17 protein-coding genes are annotated in these 16,605 nt (G+C 67.6%); 9 read left to right on the top strand and 8 right to left on the bottom strand.

Features of this window, described 5'->3' with window-relative positions; all coding sequences use genetic code 11:
* Window positions 1-89: 89 nt before the first annotated feature.
* The 3 genes from ACQ5DX_RS18820 to ACQ5DX_RS18810 all read right to left on the bottom strand — a co-directional run bounded on the left by ACQ5DX_RS18820 (window position 90) and on the right by ACQ5DX_RS18810 (window position 2,201).
* On the bottom strand, window positions 90-878 hold the full coding sequence (locus tag ACQ5DX_RS18820) for a CDP-alcohol phosphatidyltransferase family protein (RefSeq protein WP_430334004.1): 789 nt from the start codon (window positions 876-878) through the stop codon (window positions 90-92).
* 47 nt (window positions 879-925) lie between these two features.
* Complete coding sequence (locus ACQ5DX_RS18815; protein WP_430334003.1) at window positions 926-1,639, bottom strand: phosphatidylserine decarboxylase; 714 nt, start codon at window positions 1,637-1,639, stop codon at window positions 926-928.
* Between the two features lie 94 nt (window positions 1,640-1,733).
* Entirely contained in the window at window positions 1,734-2,201 is a 468-nt protein-coding gene (locus ACQ5DX_RS18810; protein ID WP_430334002.1) for an SRPBCC family protein, read from the bottom strand.
* Between the two features lie 224 nt (window positions 2,202-2,425).
* Here ACQ5DX_RS18810 and ACQ5DX_RS18805 point away from each other — a divergent pair, with 224 nt between their 5' ends.
* The 6 genes from ACQ5DX_RS18805 to groL all read left to right on the top strand — a co-directional run bounded on the left by ACQ5DX_RS18805 (window position 2,426) and on the right by groL (window position 8,048).
* Complete coding sequence (locus ACQ5DX_RS18805; protein WP_430334001.1) at window positions 2,426-3,010, top strand: hypothetical protein; 585 nt, start codon at window positions 2,426-2,428, stop codon at window positions 3,008-3,010.
* A complete protein-coding gene (locus ACQ5DX_RS18800) occupies window positions 2,965-3,741 on the top strand; it encodes a hypothetical protein (RefSeq protein WP_430334000.1) in 777 nt (258 codons plus the stop codon). Before ACQ5DX_RS18805 ends, ACQ5DX_RS18800 begins: the two co-directional genes overlap by 46 nt.
* Window positions 3,742-3,856: 115 nt before the next feature.
* Window positions 3,857-4,711: a mechanosensitive ion channel family protein gene (locus ACQ5DX_RS18795; protein WP_430333999.1), complete on the top strand. Its 855-nt coding sequence runs from the start codon at window positions 3,857-3,859 to the stop codon at window positions 4,709-4,711.
* Between the two features lie 38 nt (window positions 4,712-4,749).
* On the top strand, window positions 4,750-5,529 hold the full coding sequence (locus ACQ5DX_RS18790; RefSeq protein ID WP_430333998.1) for an HAD-IIA family hydrolase: 780 nt from the start codon (window positions 4,750-4,752) through the stop codon (window positions 5,527-5,529).
* 111 nt (window positions 5,530-5,640) lie between these two features.
* The gene (locus ACQ5DX_RS18785; protein WP_430333997.1) at window positions 5,641-6,162 is read left to right on the top strand and encodes a DUF6764 family protein; all 522 of its coding nucleotides are present in this window, start codon (window positions 5,641-5,643) and stop codon (window positions 6,160-6,162) included.
* A 260-nt stretch (window positions 6,163-6,422) separates the two neighbouring features.
* Window positions 6,423-8,048 (top strand): chaperonin GroEL, encoded by a 1,626-nt coding sequence (groL, locus tag ACQ5DX_RS18780; protein WP_430333996.1) that lies wholly within the window; start codon window positions 6,423-6,425, stop codon window positions 8,046-8,048.
* Window positions 8,049-8,147: 99 nt separating this feature from the next.
* On the opposite strand, the gene ACQ5DX_RS18775 is transcribed toward groL, so the two are convergent.
* Window positions 8,148-8,348: a PspC domain-containing protein gene (locus ACQ5DX_RS18775; protein ID WP_430333995.1), complete on the bottom strand. Its 201-nt coding sequence runs from the start codon at window positions 8,346-8,348 to the stop codon at window positions 8,148-8,150.
* A gap of 207 nt (window positions 8,349-8,555) precedes the next feature.
* On the opposite strand from ACQ5DX_RS18775, the gene ACQ5DX_RS18770 reads away from it, so the two are divergent.
* Both ACQ5DX_RS18770 and ACQ5DX_RS18765 read left to right on the top strand, forming a co-directional pair.
* Window positions 8,556-9,368, top strand: a complete 813-nt coding sequence (locus ACQ5DX_RS18770) for an alpha/beta hydrolase family protein (protein WP_430335740.1) — start codon at window positions 8,556-8,558, stop codon at window positions 9,366-9,368.
* 126 nt (window positions 9,369-9,494) lie between these two features.
* Complete coding sequence (locus tag ACQ5DX_RS18765) at window positions 9,495-9,623, top strand: hypothetical protein (protein WP_430333994.1); 129 nt, start codon at window positions 9,495-9,497, stop codon at window positions 9,621-9,623.
* Between the two features lie 78 nt (window positions 9,624-9,701).
* Here the strand turns inward: ACQ5DX_RS18765 and ACQ5DX_RS18760 are convergent, their stop codons facing one another.
* The gene (locus tag ACQ5DX_RS18760) at window positions 9,702-10,754 is read right to left on the bottom strand and encodes an alpha/beta hydrolase (RefSeq protein ID WP_430333993.1); all 1,053 of its coding nucleotides are present in this window, start codon (window positions 10,752-10,754) and stop codon (window positions 9,702-9,704) included.
* Window positions 10,755-10,820: 66 nt separating this feature from the next.
* A complete protein-coding gene (locus tag ACQ5DX_RS18755) occupies window positions 10,821-12,866 on the bottom strand; it encodes a prolyl oligopeptidase family serine peptidase (protein ID WP_430333992.1) in 2,046 nt (681 codons plus the stop codon).
* Window positions 12,867-13,831: 965 nt separating this feature from the next.
* On the opposite strand from ACQ5DX_RS18755, the gene lpdA reads away from it, so the two are divergent.
* Window positions 13,832-15,232, top strand: a complete 1,401-nt coding sequence (gene lpdA, locus ACQ5DX_RS18750; RefSeq protein WP_430333991.1) for a dihydrolipoyl dehydrogenase — start codon at window positions 13,832-13,834, stop codon at window positions 15,230-15,232.
* Window positions 15,233-15,251: 19 nt separating this feature from the next.
* On the opposite strand, the gene ACQ5DX_RS18745 is transcribed toward lpdA, so the two are convergent.
* Window positions 15,252-16,112 carry an alpha/beta hydrolase fold domain-containing protein gene (locus ACQ5DX_RS18745; RefSeq protein ID WP_430335739.1) on the bottom strand — a complete coding sequence of 287 codons (861 nt, stop codon included), beginning with the start codon at window positions 16,110-16,112 and terminating at the stop codon, window positions 15,252-15,254.
* A 49-nt stretch (window positions 16,113-16,161) separates the two neighbouring features.
* A complete protein-coding gene (locus ACQ5DX_RS18740) occupies window positions 16,162-16,551 on the bottom strand; it encodes a winged helix-turn-helix transcriptional regulator (protein WP_430333990.1) in 390 nt (129 codons plus the stop codon).
* Window positions 16,552-16,605 lie beyond the last annotated feature (54 nt).

The following is a 16,605-nucleotide window of genomic DNA, read 5'->3' as shown; positions in this document are numbered from 1 at the left end:
TCCCGCCCCTCTCCTCGCGATTAGTGCGCAAAACGTGAGGGTAGGGCCGGGATTTCCGCGACAAGTGCGCGAAACGCGCGGGAGAGGGATCAGCGAGGCCGGCGCAGTCCCAGGCGCGCAGCCGAACGCCGGTCGCCGTTGGGGGAGCGGCGGATGGCGCGACGCTCGGAGGGCTTGATGTCCCACGTCTCGGGGCGGGCCGCGACCCAGCGCTTGGACCGGATCGCGAAGGGGATGTGCGCGAGGTAAGCGGCGACCAGCACCATCAGCAGCAGATACGGGTACGTGATGAGCGCCGCGGCGGCGAGGGCGACGAGCGCGAGCAGTCCCGCGGCCAGGTGTCCCGGCACCGACACGGATTTCATTGCGAAAGTGGGGATGCGGCTGACGATCAACGTGGCCGACAGCAGTGTCCACACGGTGACGACACCGATCGACGACCACCAGCCGTCACCCCACTGGATGTAGGCGGCGATCGGGGTGAGCGCGATGAGCGCCCCGGCCGGTGCGGGCACGCCGACGAAGAAGTCCTTCGTGTAGGCGGGCACGGTGTCGTCGTCGAGCAGGGTGTTGAACCGGGCGAGGCGCAGCACGATGCTCACGGCGTACAGCAGCGCGATGATCCAGCCGAAGTTGTTGCCGTCGAGCAGGGTCACGTACAGCACGAGTGCCGGCGCGACGCCGAACGAGATGGCGTCGGCGAGCGAGTCGAGTTCGGCGCCGAGCTTGCTGGTGGCGTCGAGCATCCGGGCGATGCGGCCGTCGAGCGAGTCGAGGACGGCCGCGGCGCCGATCATCGCGAGGGCGGTCCCCAGCTCACCGTCGAGCGCGAACTTGACCGCCGACAGCCCGCTGCAGAGCGCGAGGATCGTGATCATGCTCGGCAGTAATCGGACGGCGTTCCGTCCGCTGGCGCGCGGCGGTCTCACGACAGCTGAGCGAGGACGGTCTCGGCACCGATCGTGCGCTGCCCGGGCTCGACGAGCAGTGTGGTGCCGGCCGGGAAGTACGTGTCCACTCGGGAACCGAAGCGGATGAGGCCGTACGTGTCGCCGATGGTGAGCTTGTCGCCTTCGCGGGCGTCGCACACGATGCGGCGCGCGAGTAGCCCGGCGATCTGCACGACGGCCACCTCGCGGCCGTCGGCGATCTCGATGAGCATGCTGTTGCGCTCGTTGACCTCGCTGGCGTCGGCCAGATCCGCGGAGAGGAACTGCCCCGGCTGGTGGACGACCTTCCGGACCAGGCCCGCGACCGGGACGCGCTGGACGTGGACGTCGAGCACGGACAGGAAGATGCTCACGCGCGGCAGCGGCTGGTCGCCCATGCCGAGCTCGGCGGGCGGGACGGCGGTGTCGACGAGCGCGACCTCACCGTCGGCCGGTGCGACGATCACGCCGGGGCGATTCGGTGGCACACGGTGCGGGTGACGGAAGAACGTGGCACACGCCGCCGCGGACGCGAGCCCGGCCCGGCGCACCCACTTGCGGTTGCGTCCCACCGCCGCGACCGCGAGCGGGGCCAGCACGAACGGCAGGCCCGCGGGATGCAGCGGCGGGACGGCAGCTTTGACGAGGCCGATGACGTGGCCGACGCCTGTGGGCTGGGGGGTACCAGGGGGGGTCGGTCGGCGTGCCACGGGCTCCTCTTACCTGTCGGGGTCTGACGGCGGCGGGTGCCGCTTTCGCTGACCAAGGTTACGTGACCACCGAGAACCGGTAGGTCGCGATGTGCTACCGGGCGTCGACGGCCAGTGCCTCGGCCTCGGACTTGATCCGCGCGAGCGTCGCGTTCATGCCGGCGACCATATCGGTCTCGAAGGCGTCGGCGCCGCCGAGGACCGTCTTGATCAGGAACTGCGACACCTGGCTGGTTCCGGTGGGGGCCTCGCGGCGTTCGACGACACGGGTGCCGGTCTCGGTCGGTTCGAGGGTGTACGACCAGATGGAGCGGTTCTCGTTGATACGGAACGCGATTGCCTTGTTCGGCTCGAACCGGATGACCTTCGACGTCGTGGGCCACACCAGCAGCCCCTTGCGGTTGATGTTGAACGTCTTGGTGCCTTCGCGGACCTCGCCGGAGACGCGCATCTTGCGGCACTGCGGGCTCCACTCACCCATCCGCTTCAGGTCGGACACGATCGTCCAGACGTCCTGGGGAGTGGCAGCGATCTCGATGCTGGCTTCGAGGGTGTTGGTCACGGTCGGCTCTCCGGTTCGAATTAGGTGGTACAGGAGGTCACGCGTACCGGGCCATCGTAGGCGCGGGCTCGGACTGCCTGTGCGGCAGGTCACGATTCCGCGTTCGTCCTGCCGACAGACCACATGGTTGGTAGTTTCCGGAAAAAGAGGCAAACCGCTTGACACGGACTCTCTCTGGAAGCGTGTTGCTCGAAAGGAATCCGGCCGCGAGCCGACATTCGACCGTGCGGAGTCTCGGGTCGCGGCTACGGGGCAGGCTCGGGATCCAGTCGAAACTGTTGATGATGCTCCTCGGCGTCAGCGTTGCGTCGGCACTGATCATCGGCAGCATCGGGTACGCCTCGGGCACCTCGGCGCTCCGCGACGCCGAGTTCGACCGACTGGTCGAGGTTCGTGAGTCACGCAGCCAGGCGGTGGTGTCGCTGATCGAGGACATGCGCAACGTGGCCGCCACGTACTCGCGCAGCCTCGTCGTCTCGGACGCCGCTCGGGACTTCTCGGCGGCGTACCGCCAGCTGGCGGGTGCACAGCGACCACCGGAGCAGAGCGCCGCGCTGGACGAGTACTACCGCAAGGTCTTCGCGGAGAATTTGGAGAAGGGGACCGGTCAGCCGGTCGACGCTGAACTGTTCGACCCGAAGAACGCCGCAGCGCGATACCTGCAGGGCTGGTACACGGTCCCGGCGGCGGGCGATTTCACGGTGTCCCTCGACAACAGCGATGCCGGTGACAACAGCGCGTGGTCGGCGGTCAGCGCACGGGAGTGCTGGCGCTGCAGATGCCGGCGGGGTTCACCAACGGCGTCATGACCGGCAACCAGAGCTGGCCGGATATCGGCCTGGGCCGGACGGGCGAGGCATATCTCGCTGGATCCGACCAGACGATGCGATCGGTCTCGCGTCTGCTGCTCGAGAACCCCGACAAGTTCGTCGAGCGGGTCACCGGCGCCGGCACCCCGCGCGGCGTCGCCGAGCTGCAGGTCCAGGTCGGCGGCAGCGAGTTGTTGCAGCCCACCCACACCGAGGCGGTGCGCCGGGCCCTGGACGGCGAGGCGGGCACCATGATCTCGACGGACTACACCGGTGCCGAGACCCTCATGGCGTACGCCCCGCTGGATTTCGACGACCTGGAGTGGACGATCGTCGCGAAGATCGAGACCGACGAGGCGTTCGCGCCGGTGAGTGGGTTCGCCAAGACCCTGGCACTGTCGACGGCGGCGCTGATCCTGGTCGTGTCGGTGCTGTCGTTGTTGTTCGCGCGGGTGTTCACCCGACCGCTGAACCAGCTGGCGACCGCGGTCCGCGGCGTCACCGCACGTGGCCTGGGGGAGGAGATTCCGGATCGTCGACGAGCACCAGGACGTGTCGGTGGTGTACGCGCTCTCCGGGATGCGGACGTTCACCGATGCCGGGTCGGTGACCATCGAGGCCGGCGCCGAGCGTGTGTGGAAGCTGACGGTCGAGGCCGACGATGTCTGAGTGGGTCGGGGGCTCGTGGTTCTGGCCGGTGGTGGCGGTCGCAGTCGGCCTGCCGGTGCTGATGCTCGTGCTTACCGAGGTGCACGGTGCTCGGATTCCTCGTGATCCTGTGGGTGCTGTCGGTGTTCAACGCGGCGCTCTTCGGCAACGCGCGGGCGGGCAGCTGGCGCAACCCGGGTGCCGTCGATCTTCATCGACATCGCCCGGTTGGCGCTCATCATCGTCGGCCTGGCGGTCCTGTTCTCGCAGGTGTGGGGCGCCAACGTCGCCGGACTCTTCGCGGCCCTCGGCGTGACCTCCATCGTCATCGGTCTGGCCATCCAGAACGCGGTCGGCCCGGTCGTCGCGGGCCTGCTGCTGTTGTTCGAGCAGCCGTTCACGCTCGGCGACTGGCTCGAGTCGCCGGTGGTGCGCGGTCGGGTCGTGGAGGTCAACTGGCGGGCCGTGCACATCGACACCGGCAACGGCATCCAGGTGGTGCCCAACGCCCAGCTCGCGGCGGCGGCGTTCACGAACCTGTCGCGGGTGGGTGAGAACGCGCACAAGGCGAAGGCCGAACTGCAGTTCGCGGTGCAGGATCCGCCGGTCGACGTGATCCGCGTGGTCACCGAGACCGCGCAGGGTTTGCCCATGGTCGCCCGCGGCGGCACGGTGTCGGTGTCCCCCGGCGCGGAGGGCGTGTACGCGGTGTCGATCCCGGTGGCGTCACCGGCCGACGACGGTGGCGCCAAGTCGCTTCTGTTGCAGCGGCTCTGGTATGCCTCTCGGCGTGCGGGTCTGCACCTCGACGACGCGCCCGACGACGACTTCGACTCGCTCGAGCGGCGCACCGCCGCCGCGTCGGTGGTGTCGGCGGCGCTGAAGATCTCGGGCGACGATCTGGTCCGGGTCGCAGAGCCCTCGCGGCTGGTGCGGACCCGCCCGGCGCTGGCGCGGCGGTTCGGCGAGGCGATCGACAGCCGGCGCGAGTCGGTGCGGACCGCGCAGGCCGAGGCGACCGCGCAGACGCCGTCGATGCTTCCGGTCGGATAGCCCAGCAGCCGTCCCTGACGGCGGATACCCTCGAATCCATGACCCGGGTCGAGGGCGTGCTGTTCGACATCGACGGGGTGCTGGTCACGTCGTGGCGGCCGGTCCCCGGGTCGGTGGAGGCGCTCGGCGAGTTGCGCCGCAGTGGGGGTGTGCGGTCGTTTCTGACGAACACGACGTCCCGGACGTGCGGCGAGATCGCCTCGGCGCTGGACGCCGCGGGGTTCGACATCCGTCCCGAGGAGATCGTCACGGCGGTGCGGCTCACCACCGAGTACCTGCGGTCGACGTATCCGGGCGCGCGGGTGATGCTGCTCAACCACGGCGACATCCGGGCCGACATGGAGGGCATCGAGTTCGACGACGATGATCCCGAGGTGGTCGTGATCGGCGGCGCGGGTCCGGAGTTCACGCACGACGCGCTCAGCCGGGTGCTGGACCTGATGGTGGCGGGGGTGCCCGTGGTCGCGATGCATCGCGCACTCATGTGGTCGGAGTCCGACGGTCTGCGTCTGGACACGGGTGCGTACCTGCCGGGTCTCGAGGACGCGTCGGGCTCGCGGATCGTGTCGGTGGGCAAGCCGTCGCTCGCGGGGTTCCTCACGGCGGCCGAGTTGATGGGTGTGGATCCGGCGACGCTGGTGATGGTCGGCGACGACTTCCGCAGCGACGTCCTGCCGGCGCAGCGGGTGGGCATGACGGGGGTGTTGGTGCGGACGGGCAAGTTCCGTCAGCCGATCCTCGACCTCGCGGTGGATCGGCCCGATCACGTGATCGATTCGGTGGCCGATCTGCCCGCTTTGTTGGCCGATCTCGGGTGACGCGCCGAGCTACTTCGGATAGCTATCGAAATGCCTCGTTTCGGGGACACGAACCGGTAATCTCGCGGGCACTCTTCCCTACTTCTCCCGTTTGTCCGTGAAGGAGTCCGAATGTCGACCTTTTCCCGCCTGCGTGCAATCTCGAGCTTCGGGAGGCGGATGACCCGGACTGCGGTGATTGCGACTGCGGGAATCGGTGTGGCAGCAGGAGTTTCGCTCGTCGGTGCGGGTGCCGCGTCGGCCGCGCCCGTGGTGTGCCTGTCGCCGACCGCGCCCAACGACATCCAGATCTCGGAGTACGCGAGCTGCGGTGCGCAGGCGTTCGAGCAGGGTGTGTCGCGCTCGGCCGCGATGGACAGCGGCACGGCCGTGTCGGTCGCGCAGGGCTTCGGCTCGTCCAACAGCCTCGCGACGGGCTTCGGCACCGCGCTGAGCGCGTCGCGCGGCAACGGCCAGTCGCTGGCGCTGGCGATCGGCGGCGGCATCGCGCACTCGTGGGCGGACGACGGTTACGCGACGTTCGCGATCGCGGGCTGGGGCTCGGGCGCGACGGCCGAGAAGGACAGTGTCGACTGCATGGGTCCGCTGTCGTTCGCGTGGAACCTGAAGACCGGTCAGACCTGCCTCGGCTAGGGGACGGAACTCGTCGCTCGTGCGGGGGTGTTCGCCGTGGGCGGAGACCCCCGCACGACGTTGCACTCACCCAGCTCGAGTGCTAAGAATGCACTTGGCACTCGCGACTCGTGAGTGCCAGGTCGGGACGGTGAGACCGGGAACCTAGACACCCCTGGTCGTCCGTCGCGGGCACCGAGCCTGGCCGGAAGCGTAAATGGGGCGATCCGACAAGACGATCGCCTCCGTGTGTCACCCCCAATCCGGAGGATCACTTCGCAATGGCCAAGATCATCGCGTTCGACGAAGAGGCACGTCGCGGCCTCGAGCGTGGCCTGAACAGCCTCGCCGACGCCGTCAAGGTGACGCTGGGACCCAAGGGTCGCAACGTCGTGCTGGAGAAGAAGTGGGGCGCCCCCACGATCACCAACGACGGTGTTTCCATCGCCAAGGAGATCGAGCTCGAGGACCCCTACGAGAAGATCGGCGCCGAGCTGGTCAAGGAGGTCGCCAAGAAGACCGACGACGTCGCTGGCGACGGCACCACCACCGCCACCGTCCTCGCTCAGGCGCTCGTCCGTGAGGGCCTGCGCAACGTCGCTGCCGGCGCCAACCCGCTGGGTCTGAAGCGCGGCATCGAGAAGGCCGTCGAGGCCGTCACCGCCAAGCTGCTCGACACCGCCAAGGAGGTCGAGACCAAGGAGCAGATCGCTGCCACCGCCGGTATCTCGGCAGGCGACTCGTCCATCGGTGAGCTCATCGCCGAGGCCATGGACAAGGTCGGCAAGGAAGGCGTCATCACCGTCGAGGAGTCCAACTCCTTCGGCCTGCAGCTCGAGCTCACCGAGGGTATGCGCTTCGACAAGGGCTACATCTCGCTGTACTTCGCCACCGACGCCGAGCGTCAGGAAGCGGTCCTCGAGGATCCGTACATCCTGCTGGTCAGCTCCAAGATCTCGACGGTCAAGGACCTGCTGCCGCTGCTGGAGAAGGTCATTCAGGCCGGCAAGCCGCTGCTGATCATCGCCGAGGACGTCGAGGGCGAGGCCCTGTCGACCCTGGTCGTCAACAAGATCCGTGGCACCTTCAAGTCCGTCGCCGTCAAGGCTCCGGGCTTCGGTGACCGCCGCAAGGCGCAGCTCGCCGACATCGCCATCCTCACCGGTGGCGAGGTCGTCAGCGAAGAGGTCGGCCTGTCCCTCGAGACCGCCGGCATCGAGCTGCTGGGCCGCGCCCGCAAGGTCGTCGTCACCAAGGACGAGACCACCATCGTCGAGGGTGCCGGCGACGCCGACGCCATCGCCGGTCGCGTCAACCAGATCCGCGCCGAGATCGAGGCGTCGGATTCGGACTACGACCGTGAGAAGCTGCAGGAGCGCCTGGCCAAGCTGGCCGGTGGCGTCGCCGTCATCAAGGCCGGCGCTGCGACCGAGGTCGAGCTCAAGGAGCGCAAGCACCGCATCGAGGACGCTGTCCGCAACGCGAAGGCTGCCGTCGAGGAGGGCATCGTCGCCGGTGGTGGCGTGGCGCTGCTGCAGGCCGCTCCGGTCCTGGACGACCTGAAGCTGGAGGGCGACGAGGCCACCGGTGCCAACATCGTCAAGGTTGCCCTCGAGGCGCCGCTCAAGCAGATCGCGTTCAACGCCGGCCTCGAGCCCGGCGTCGTCGCGGAGAAGGTTCGCAACCTGCCCGCCGGCAGCGGCCTGAACGCCGCGACCGGTGTGTACGAGGACCTGCTCGTCGCGGGCATCAACGACCCGGTCAAGGTCACCCGCTCGGCGCTGCAGAACGCTGCGTCCATCGCGGCTCTGTTCCTGACCACCGAGGCTGTCGTCGCCGACAAGCCGGAGAAGGCCGCTGCTCCGATGGGCGACCCGACCGGTGGCATGGGCGGCATGGACTTCTGATCTGACGATCGGAAAGCCTGAGCTCAGATAGACGAAGAAGCCCGGGACACCTTCACGGTGTCCCGGGCTTCTCGCATTTCTGCGTCCTCGGAGGAGCGGTCACTCGCTAGGCATGATCATCCAGGCTGCGAGGTAGATCAGCGCGACGGTGCCGAACGAGACGAACGCGCCGATGACGGCGGCCACACGGACGAGGTTGACGTCGACGCCGAAGTACTCGGCGACGCCGCCGCACACTCCGGAGAGCATGCGCTGGTTGCGGGAACGGACGAACTGTCGGGGCGAGTCGCTGGAGGTCATGACATCGATTCTGGTTTCCGGCCGCGCCCGACACCATCGGGATTCCCCCCGATCTGCACCCTGATCTTTGTTCTCGGGGTCAGCCCCAGGGGCGCCCGATCCTTGCGACGACCGTACGAACGCGTCTGCGCGCAGGCGCCGATAACCGCGCCTGGCGGACAATCTGGGCATAGGCTCGAAGTCGTGGTAGAGACCGTGCCGATCCAGATGCCCGACGGGACGACGACGCCGGTGCGACTGTTCCCCGGACCAGAGGGGGCGCCGGTGGTGGTGATCGTCCCGGGTCTCGGAATTCCCGGCGCGTTCTACGACAGGTTCGCCAATTCTATTGTTGGGCATGGATTCTGCGCGGCCACGTGTGAGCTGCGCGGTCAGGGGGACAGTCGACCCCGCCCGAGTGTGTCGAGCACGTTCGGTTATCAGGAGCTGGTGGCGGTCGACCTGCCGGCGATGTTCGAGGTGGTGCGCGAGCGGTTCGACGCGAGCACCCCGTTCCTGTTGGGGCACAGCATGGGTGGACAGCTGGGGGTGATGTACGCGGCGCGGATTCGGGGCCGGCTCGGTGGGCTGATCCTGGTGGCGTCCGGTTCGCCGTATTACCGAGGTTTTCCGGGAACCCGCTCGCCGGGGCTGCTGTTGGGTTCGGCCGCGATGTCGATCACGGCGAGCGTCGCCGGATTCTGGCCCGGAGATCGACTGGACGTGGGCGGGTTCGGCCGCCAGTCACGGGTGCTGATCTCCGACTGGTCACGGTTTGCCCGCAGCGGCCGCATCGAACCGGCCGGCGCGGACATCGACTACGAGGAGCGCATCGGACGCCTGAAGCTTCCGGTGTTGTCGATCTCGATCGAGGGCGACGACCTCGCGCCCCGCAGCGCCGCGGGAAACTTGTTGGGTAAGTTGTCCGGATCGGAAGTGACGACGTGGCACCAACCGGAGGCCCTCGGGCACAACGGTTGGATCCGGACGCCCGGCAGCACGGTCGACCGGATTGCCGAGTGGATCCACGACCACGGCTGATATTCACCCTTGCTTTCATCCCGGATCGATCGCCATTCCGGTGCAGGCCCGTGTCCGCGCCGTTATATTAACGGCAGGCGCTTTCGCTTCGAGGCGCTACACCACACCGAATACAGGGAGCTTTCCATGGGTTCTTCCCAGATCATCAGCGTCCTCAACGCTCTGCAGACCCTCGTCAGCGCGCTCAACACCCTGGGCACCGCCAGCTCGAGCGGCGGCAGCGCCGATTCGGGCTCGCTGAGCTCGCTCAGCTGAGCTCCGCCTCGGAGCATCAAAAAGGGCGGTGACGGTGCATCTGCACCGTCACCGCCCTTTTCGTGTCTCGAGCCGGACTCAGATGCCCATCGACTCGGCGAGAGTCGGCCACGACTTGGGCAGCTCCTCACGCCAGTACGCCCACGTGTGGACGCCCACCGGGTTGTAGACGAAGGTCGCCGGAATCCCGAGCGACCGCAGCCGGTCGTCGAGCCGGTGCGTGCAGAAGTTCGTGACAGCCTCGATCGGCCCGCCCTGCGTGACGAGCGGAACCAGGTCGGGGTTGCTCAGGTTCTCGTTGGGGCCGGGCAGTCCGGTGGCGGTCGAGATGTACATAGCGGTACCGCGCAGCTTTTCGGCGCCCAGAAGGACGTCGTGCTCGGCCCACTGGGGATCGGTGAACGGTCCCCACATGTTCTCGATGTTGCCGCCGTAGCTCGACACCACCAGGTCCATCTGGGTCTGGCCCAGCTCGCCGGTGGACTGGTAGCACCCGCTGTAGGCGGCCACGCCCCGGTACAGTCCCGGCGAGCGCACCACGAGCATCATCGCCGACTGGGCGCCCATCGACAGACCGGCGATGGACTGGATTCCGTTGCCGTCGAACCGCTGGTCGATCAGCGGGGGAAGCTCCTTGGTCAGGAACGTCTCCCACTTGTAGTTGCCGAGCGTCGGGTCCGGTCGGTCCCAGTCGGTGAAGTAGCTGGCGCGGCCGCCGGTCGTCATGACGACGTTGACCGGCTTGTCCTCGAAGAACTCGACAGCGCCACCCTGAGTGGTCCAGTTGCTCATGCCCGGTGACGCCGAGCGGCCGTCGAGCATGTACAGCGTCGGGCGGGGTGCGGAGGTGTCGCGGGGCAGCAGCACCTGCACCTCCTGCTCCGATCCCATTGCCGGCGAGTACACGAACACCCGCAACCACCGGTCGGTGATGTTCTCGATGCGGGTGATGTAGGCGCCGTCGGACCGATCGCCGTCAGTGGGATCCGTCTGCGTCACGGCCGAGTTCGGGATGCCCCCGGCCGCAGCGATCGGCGCGGCGCTCAGCAACGCGCCGATCGTGGTGACGGTGACCAGGGCACTCGCTCCCAGACGGCGCAGCGACGGGCGGGTGCTCGGGTGGGATGTCATGTGGCAGCTCACTTCCGATCGTTCACTTCCGGCGCATGGTAGCCCGGGAGCGGGACTGGGCGGGCGTCATCGCGTCAGCTGATCCCACAGGAACGTGTAGGTGAGCGCCGACTTGAACGCAGCCTGCGCGTTGTCGGCCGCACCGCCGTGGCCGCCCTCGATGTTCTCGTAGTAGTGGACGGGATGGCCCTCGAGCTCCAGACGAGCCGTCATCTTGCGAGCGTGACCGGGGTGGACGCGGTCGTCGCGCGTCGAGGTCGCGATGAGGATCGGCGGGTAGGACGCATCGGCACTGGTGTTCTGGTAGGGCGAGTACTCGGAGATGAACGCCCAGTCGTCGGAGTTGTCGGGGTCGCCGTACTCGGCCATCCACGAGGCCCCCGCGAGCAGCAGGTGGTAGCGCTTCATGTCGAGCAACGGCACCTGGCAGACGATGGCACCGAACAGTTCCGGGTACTTGGTGAGCACGATCCCCATCAGCAGGCCGCCGTTGCTGCCACCCTGCGCGCCGAGCTGGGCCGGTGTGGTGATTCCGCGCGCGACGAGATCGCGGGCCACCGCGGCGAAGTCCTCGTGGACCTTGTGCCGGCCATCGCGCACGGCCTGCGTGTGCCAGGCCGGGCCGTACTCTCCGCCGCCGCGGATGTTCGCGACGACGTAGGTGCCGCCCCGCTGCAGCCACGAGATGCCGTTGATCCCGCTGTAGGCCGGGGTGAGCGAGTTCTCGAATCCGCCATAGCCGTACAGCAGCGTCGGGCCGGCCGGGGCGCCCTCGCGGCGCACGACGAAGTACGGGATGCGGGTGCCGTCGGCGGACTCGGCGAAGTGCTGCACGACGGCGAGGCCGCTCGTGTCGAAGAACTCCGGCGCCGACTTGAGGGCCTCGAGCGGCCCGCCGACCGTCCCGGAGAACAGGGTGGCGGGGGTGAGGTAGCCGCTGGAGTTGAGGAAGAAGTCGTCGCTCTCGCGCGGATCGGTGTCGATGATCTCGGTGGACGTGAGTTCGGGCAGGCCGTCGAGCGGGCGGGTCTCCCAACCGTTCTCGCCGGGGGTGACGACGTACACGGTGGACCGGACATCGGAGAGCGTCACCATCAGCAGGTGGTTCCGGGTCCACGAGTACTGCTCGAGCGACGTGTGCTCGTCGGGCTGGAACAGTGTGGTCAGTTCGCGCGAGCCGGCGAGGTAGTCGTCGTACCCGGCAGCCAGGAGCGCACCGGCCGGGTAGGTGGTGTCGCCGACGGTCCACGGTGAGCGGGGACGGATCAGCAGCCACTCCCGGTAGACGGAGATCCGCGCGTCCTCGGGGGTGTCGATGCGGACGAGGCTGTCGTCGTCGAGTAGTTGGAAACGCTCCGCGGTGTAGAAGTCGACGGCGCGCTCGACGAAGCTGCGCTCGAAGCCGGGCGTGCTGTCGTGCCACGCGGAGATCGCGACGTCGGACTGCTCGCCCTCGAAAACGGTGACGGCCTCGGTCAGCGGCGTGCCACGGCGCCACCGCTTCGCCAGGCGCGGGTAGCCGGAGTCGGTGAGGCTCCCGTCGCCGAAATCCGTTCCGATGTAGACATTTTCGGAGTCGATCCACCCGATGTCGGTCTTGGCCTCCTCGACTCGGAAGCCGGTGGCGCTGTCGTCGAAGGTGCGGGTGGTCAGGTCGAACTCGCGCACGACGACGGCGTCGGCGCCGCCTCGGGAGAGGCTGATCAGCGCCAGGTCCTGCTCGGGTCGCAGCACCTGGGCGCCGGACCACACCCAGTTCTCTCCCTCGCGCTCGGCGAGCTCGTCGACGTCGACGAGGATCTCCCATTCCGTTGTGGCGCTGCGGTATTCGTCCATCGTGGTGCGACGCCACAGGCCGCGGACATGCTCGGCGTCACGCCAGAAGTTGTAGAGGTACTTCCCGCGTCGCCGCGAGTACGGGATGCGCGCGTCGGTGTCGAGGATCGAGCGGATCGCCGTCTCGAGCTGCTCGAACTCGATGGTGTCGGCAAACTCCGCGACGGTCTTGTCGTTGTGCTCGCGTACCCAGGCGAGCGCGTCGTCGCCGGTGACGTCCTCGAGCCACAGATTGGGATCATCGGCCGGCGCGGGGGAGGGTGGAGTATGCGTCATGGGTTCATTGTCGCCGGTCCCGGAGGGCTCCGTCCTGTCCCGTCCGGGGTGGTGTGGTGAACGGCGCGGGTGTGGAACCCGGAGGTTGCCCGAGGGTGAGGGCGGGGGTGAATTTCTCGGCATCATGGACACCCGCCCAGTTTTGGTAACGAAACCGCGGACAAGTCGATGTGACCTGGATTATCTTTCGATCACGGTCGAATAAACCCGACCGGCGTCCCAGCCGGGAGGCAGCGGAGTGGCACACCACGGTCACACCGCAGCTGATGCCAAGCGGGTGGGATGTACAGGGAGTGGATGAATCCGGGGTAGCGGGGTCCCCCGGTCGGCCACACTCCGGACCACGCTGCGGGAGAAATCACGCAGCAATCACAATGCACCACTCAATCTCCCTCGAAAGGCAGTGAAAATGAACATCGACGCAATCATCGCCGCCCTGGTTGGCTTCATCGGCAACGTCGTGAACCTCGGTTCGGTCACCGACATCAGCTAGTTCGTCGCACTACCTGTCACCAAACCACCACGAACGTAAGGAAACACAATGAACCTTGATGAGATCATCTCGGCCATCACCCTCTTCATCGGCAACATCGTGAACTTCGGTTCGGTCACCAACATCTCCTGACCCCGAAGCTTCAGGCGAATCAAGAAAGGCGACTGCTATGAATCTGAACGCCATCGACCTCGGCTCACTGTCCGGGGCCGCAGCGGGTTCCATGTCGAGCGTGCTCGACATTCTCCTCAGCCTCAGCCGGGGCAGTGTCTTCGGCGGAAGCACCATCGGAGACCTTGGGAGCTCCATCTCGTTCAGCTAAAGCATTCGCACCTGGACCCCAGTCGCACAGCGACTGGGGTCACAGGTGTGTGCAGGGACGTTGTAGTACGCCGCGGCGGCGCCCCGACCTTACTTTCGAGTAGGGACCAACTCGGGACACCGAATTGCGGCGGGACTAGGCTAGGCGCTCGTGACCTCACACTATGACGTCGTTGTCCTCGGAGCCGGTCCCGGTGGGTACGTCGCTGCTATCCGCGCGGCACAGCTGGGCCTCAAGACCGCAATCATCGAAGAGAAGTACTGGGGCGGTGTCTGCCTGAACGTGGGCTGCATCCCCTCGAAGGCGCTTCTCCGCAATGCCGAACTCGCGCACATCTTCCACAAGGAGGCCAAGGCGTTCGGCATGTCGGGAGACGTGTCGTTCGACTTCGGCGCAGCCTTCGACCGCAGCCGCAAGGTCGCGGACGGCCGCGTCAAGGGCGTGCACTTCCTCATGAAGAAGAACAAGATCACCGAGTACGACGGTCGGGGCACGTTCGTCGATGCCAAGACCATCTCGGTCGCGCTCACCTCCGGTGGGACCGACACGGTGACCTTCGACAACGTCATCGTCGCGACCGGTTCCGTGACCAAGCTGCTGCCGGGCACCTCGCTCAGCGAGAACGTCGTCACCTACGAGGAGCAGATCCTCACCCGCGACCTCCCGGGCTCGATCATCATCGTCGGTGCCGGCGCCATCGGCATGGAGTTCGGTTACGTCCTCTCCAACTACGGTGTCGACGTCACGATCGTCGAGTTCCTCGACCGTGCTCTCCCCAACGAGGACGAGGACGTCTCCAAGGAGATCGCCAAGCACTACAAGAAGCTCGGCGTCAAGATCAAGACCGGTGCCGCGGTCCAGTCGATCGTCGACAACGGCGCAAACGTCACCGTCACGATCAAGGACAACAAGTCCGGCGAGATCGAGACGGTCACCGTCGACAAGGTCCTGCAGTCCGTCGGCTTCGCGCCCCGCGTCGAGGGCTACGGCCTCGAGAACACCGGCGTCCAGCTCGAGCGTGGCGCCATCGCGATCGACGAGCGCATGCGCACCAACGTCCCCGGCATCTACGCCATCGGTGACGTCACCGCCAAGCTGCAGCTCGCGCACGTCGCCGAGGCTCAGGGCGTCGTCGCCGCCGAGACCATCGGTGGCGCCGAGACCATGGAGCTGGGCGACTACCGGATGATGCCGCGCGCCACGTTCTGCCAGCCGCAGGTCGCGAGCTTCGGTCTCACCGAGGCGCAGGCCAAGGCCGAGGGCTACGACATCAAGGTCGCGACCTTCCCGTTCACCGCGAACGGCAAGGCCCACGGCCTGAACGACCCCAACGGCTTCGTCAAGCTGATCGCCGACAAGAAGTACGGCGAGCTGCTCGGCGGCCACCTCATCGGCCCCGACGTCTCCGAGCTGCTGCCCGAGCTGACCCTGGCCCAGAAGTGGGACCTCACCGTCAACGAGCTCGCGCGCAACGTCCACACGCACCCGACGCTCAGCGAGGCGCTGCAGGAGGCCATCCACGGCCTGGCCGGCCACATGATCAACTTCTGACGGTTCGCCGCCGGAAGAGCTAGTTCGCGAGAAGCCCGCACAGTACTGTGCGGGCTTTCTTGCCTTCCGGGATCGGGAGCAGCGGGTAGACGTGGATCATCTCTGGCGCCTCGTGGAAGTCGAGTGACACCCCGGCGTCGGTCGCCAGAGGCCGGAAGCGGCGGGCGTCGACGTTGAGGATGTCACGGGTACCGGTGAACAGCGTGATCGGACCGAGTCCGGCCAGGTCACCGTTCAGTGGACTCACCCACGGGTGCTCCCGATCCAGGTCCCCGCGGTAGGCGTCGGCGGCCACCGTGAGCCCGCCCAGATGCAGCCACGGATCCCGCGGCGCCACCTCGAGGATTCCCGGATGCGACCCGGTCGCGTCCAGCCACGGCGAGATCAGCGCGGTGTGGTCGGGGACGACGGTGCCGCGATCGCGCAGCGCGAGCGCCACCGCCAGAGCCAGCCCGCCCCCCGAGGAATCGCCCGCGATCACCAGCGGTTCGCCGCGCGCCGCCAGCTGCTCGGCGAGGTCGGCTGACCCGGACACCACGTGCGCCGCCGTCCCGCGCGGCGCGAGCGGATAGATCGGCACCGTCACCGATGCCCCCGCGGAGGCCAACTGCCCCACCAGTTTCCAGTGATGCCGGGTGATCTCCCGGATGTATGCGCCGCCGTGCAGGTACAGCACCGGCGATATGGGTGCCGTGCCTCGCGGGGTGACTGTGAATACCGGCCAACCCGCAGGTGATGTCGAGGGTGAAACGTCGAGGCTGCGGCCCAGCGCTGCCGGGGGCCTGAACGGCTTCGGCTCGGCCTGCAGCGCCACGATCTCGCGGCGAATGTCGTCGGCCGTCGGCCGGCGCCGACCCAGGAGTGCGATGGCCAACGGCATGGCTCTACTGGTCAGGCTGGGCATCGGGCACCCCTGTCGTCTCGTTCGGTCAGCGCGCGTCGTACCGAGTCTGCGCCGCCGTGATGTCCGGCATGTGTGATTCGAGCAGGTCGATCAGTCCGGTCAGCCTCTCGGCGATCTCGTCGCCCAGCGGCGTGAGGCTGTACTCGACGTTGGGCGGGATGGTCTCGCGGACTTCCCGATGCACCAGGCCGTCGCGCTCGAGTTGCTGCAGCGTCTGCGCGAGCATCCGTTCGCTCACCCCGTCGACCCGTCGCCGCAACGCCCCGAACCGGTACGGACCCTCCGCGAGCGCGGCGAGCGCGAGCGTGCCCCACCGGCCGGTGATGTTGAGCAGCGCGCCGCGCGAATGGCAGTCGCGCGCGAAGACGTCGGCCTCGAGCGTCGGGTCGTCGAACTGCTGGTCAGCGGTGCTCACGACACCGAGGTTACTACCGTCCGATCGATCAGTGCTGACTCGAACGCTTGCACT

Origin of the sequence: Rhodococcus sp. ACT016, from assembly GCF_050477185.1 — a bacterium.
Taxonomy (GTDB): domain Bacteria; phylum Actinomycetota; class Actinomycetes; order Mycobacteriales; family Mycobacteriaceae; genus Prescottella.
The sequence above is the reverse complement of the archived record's forward strand: the minus strand, read 5'-3'. Positions and strand labels throughout refer to the sequence as shown.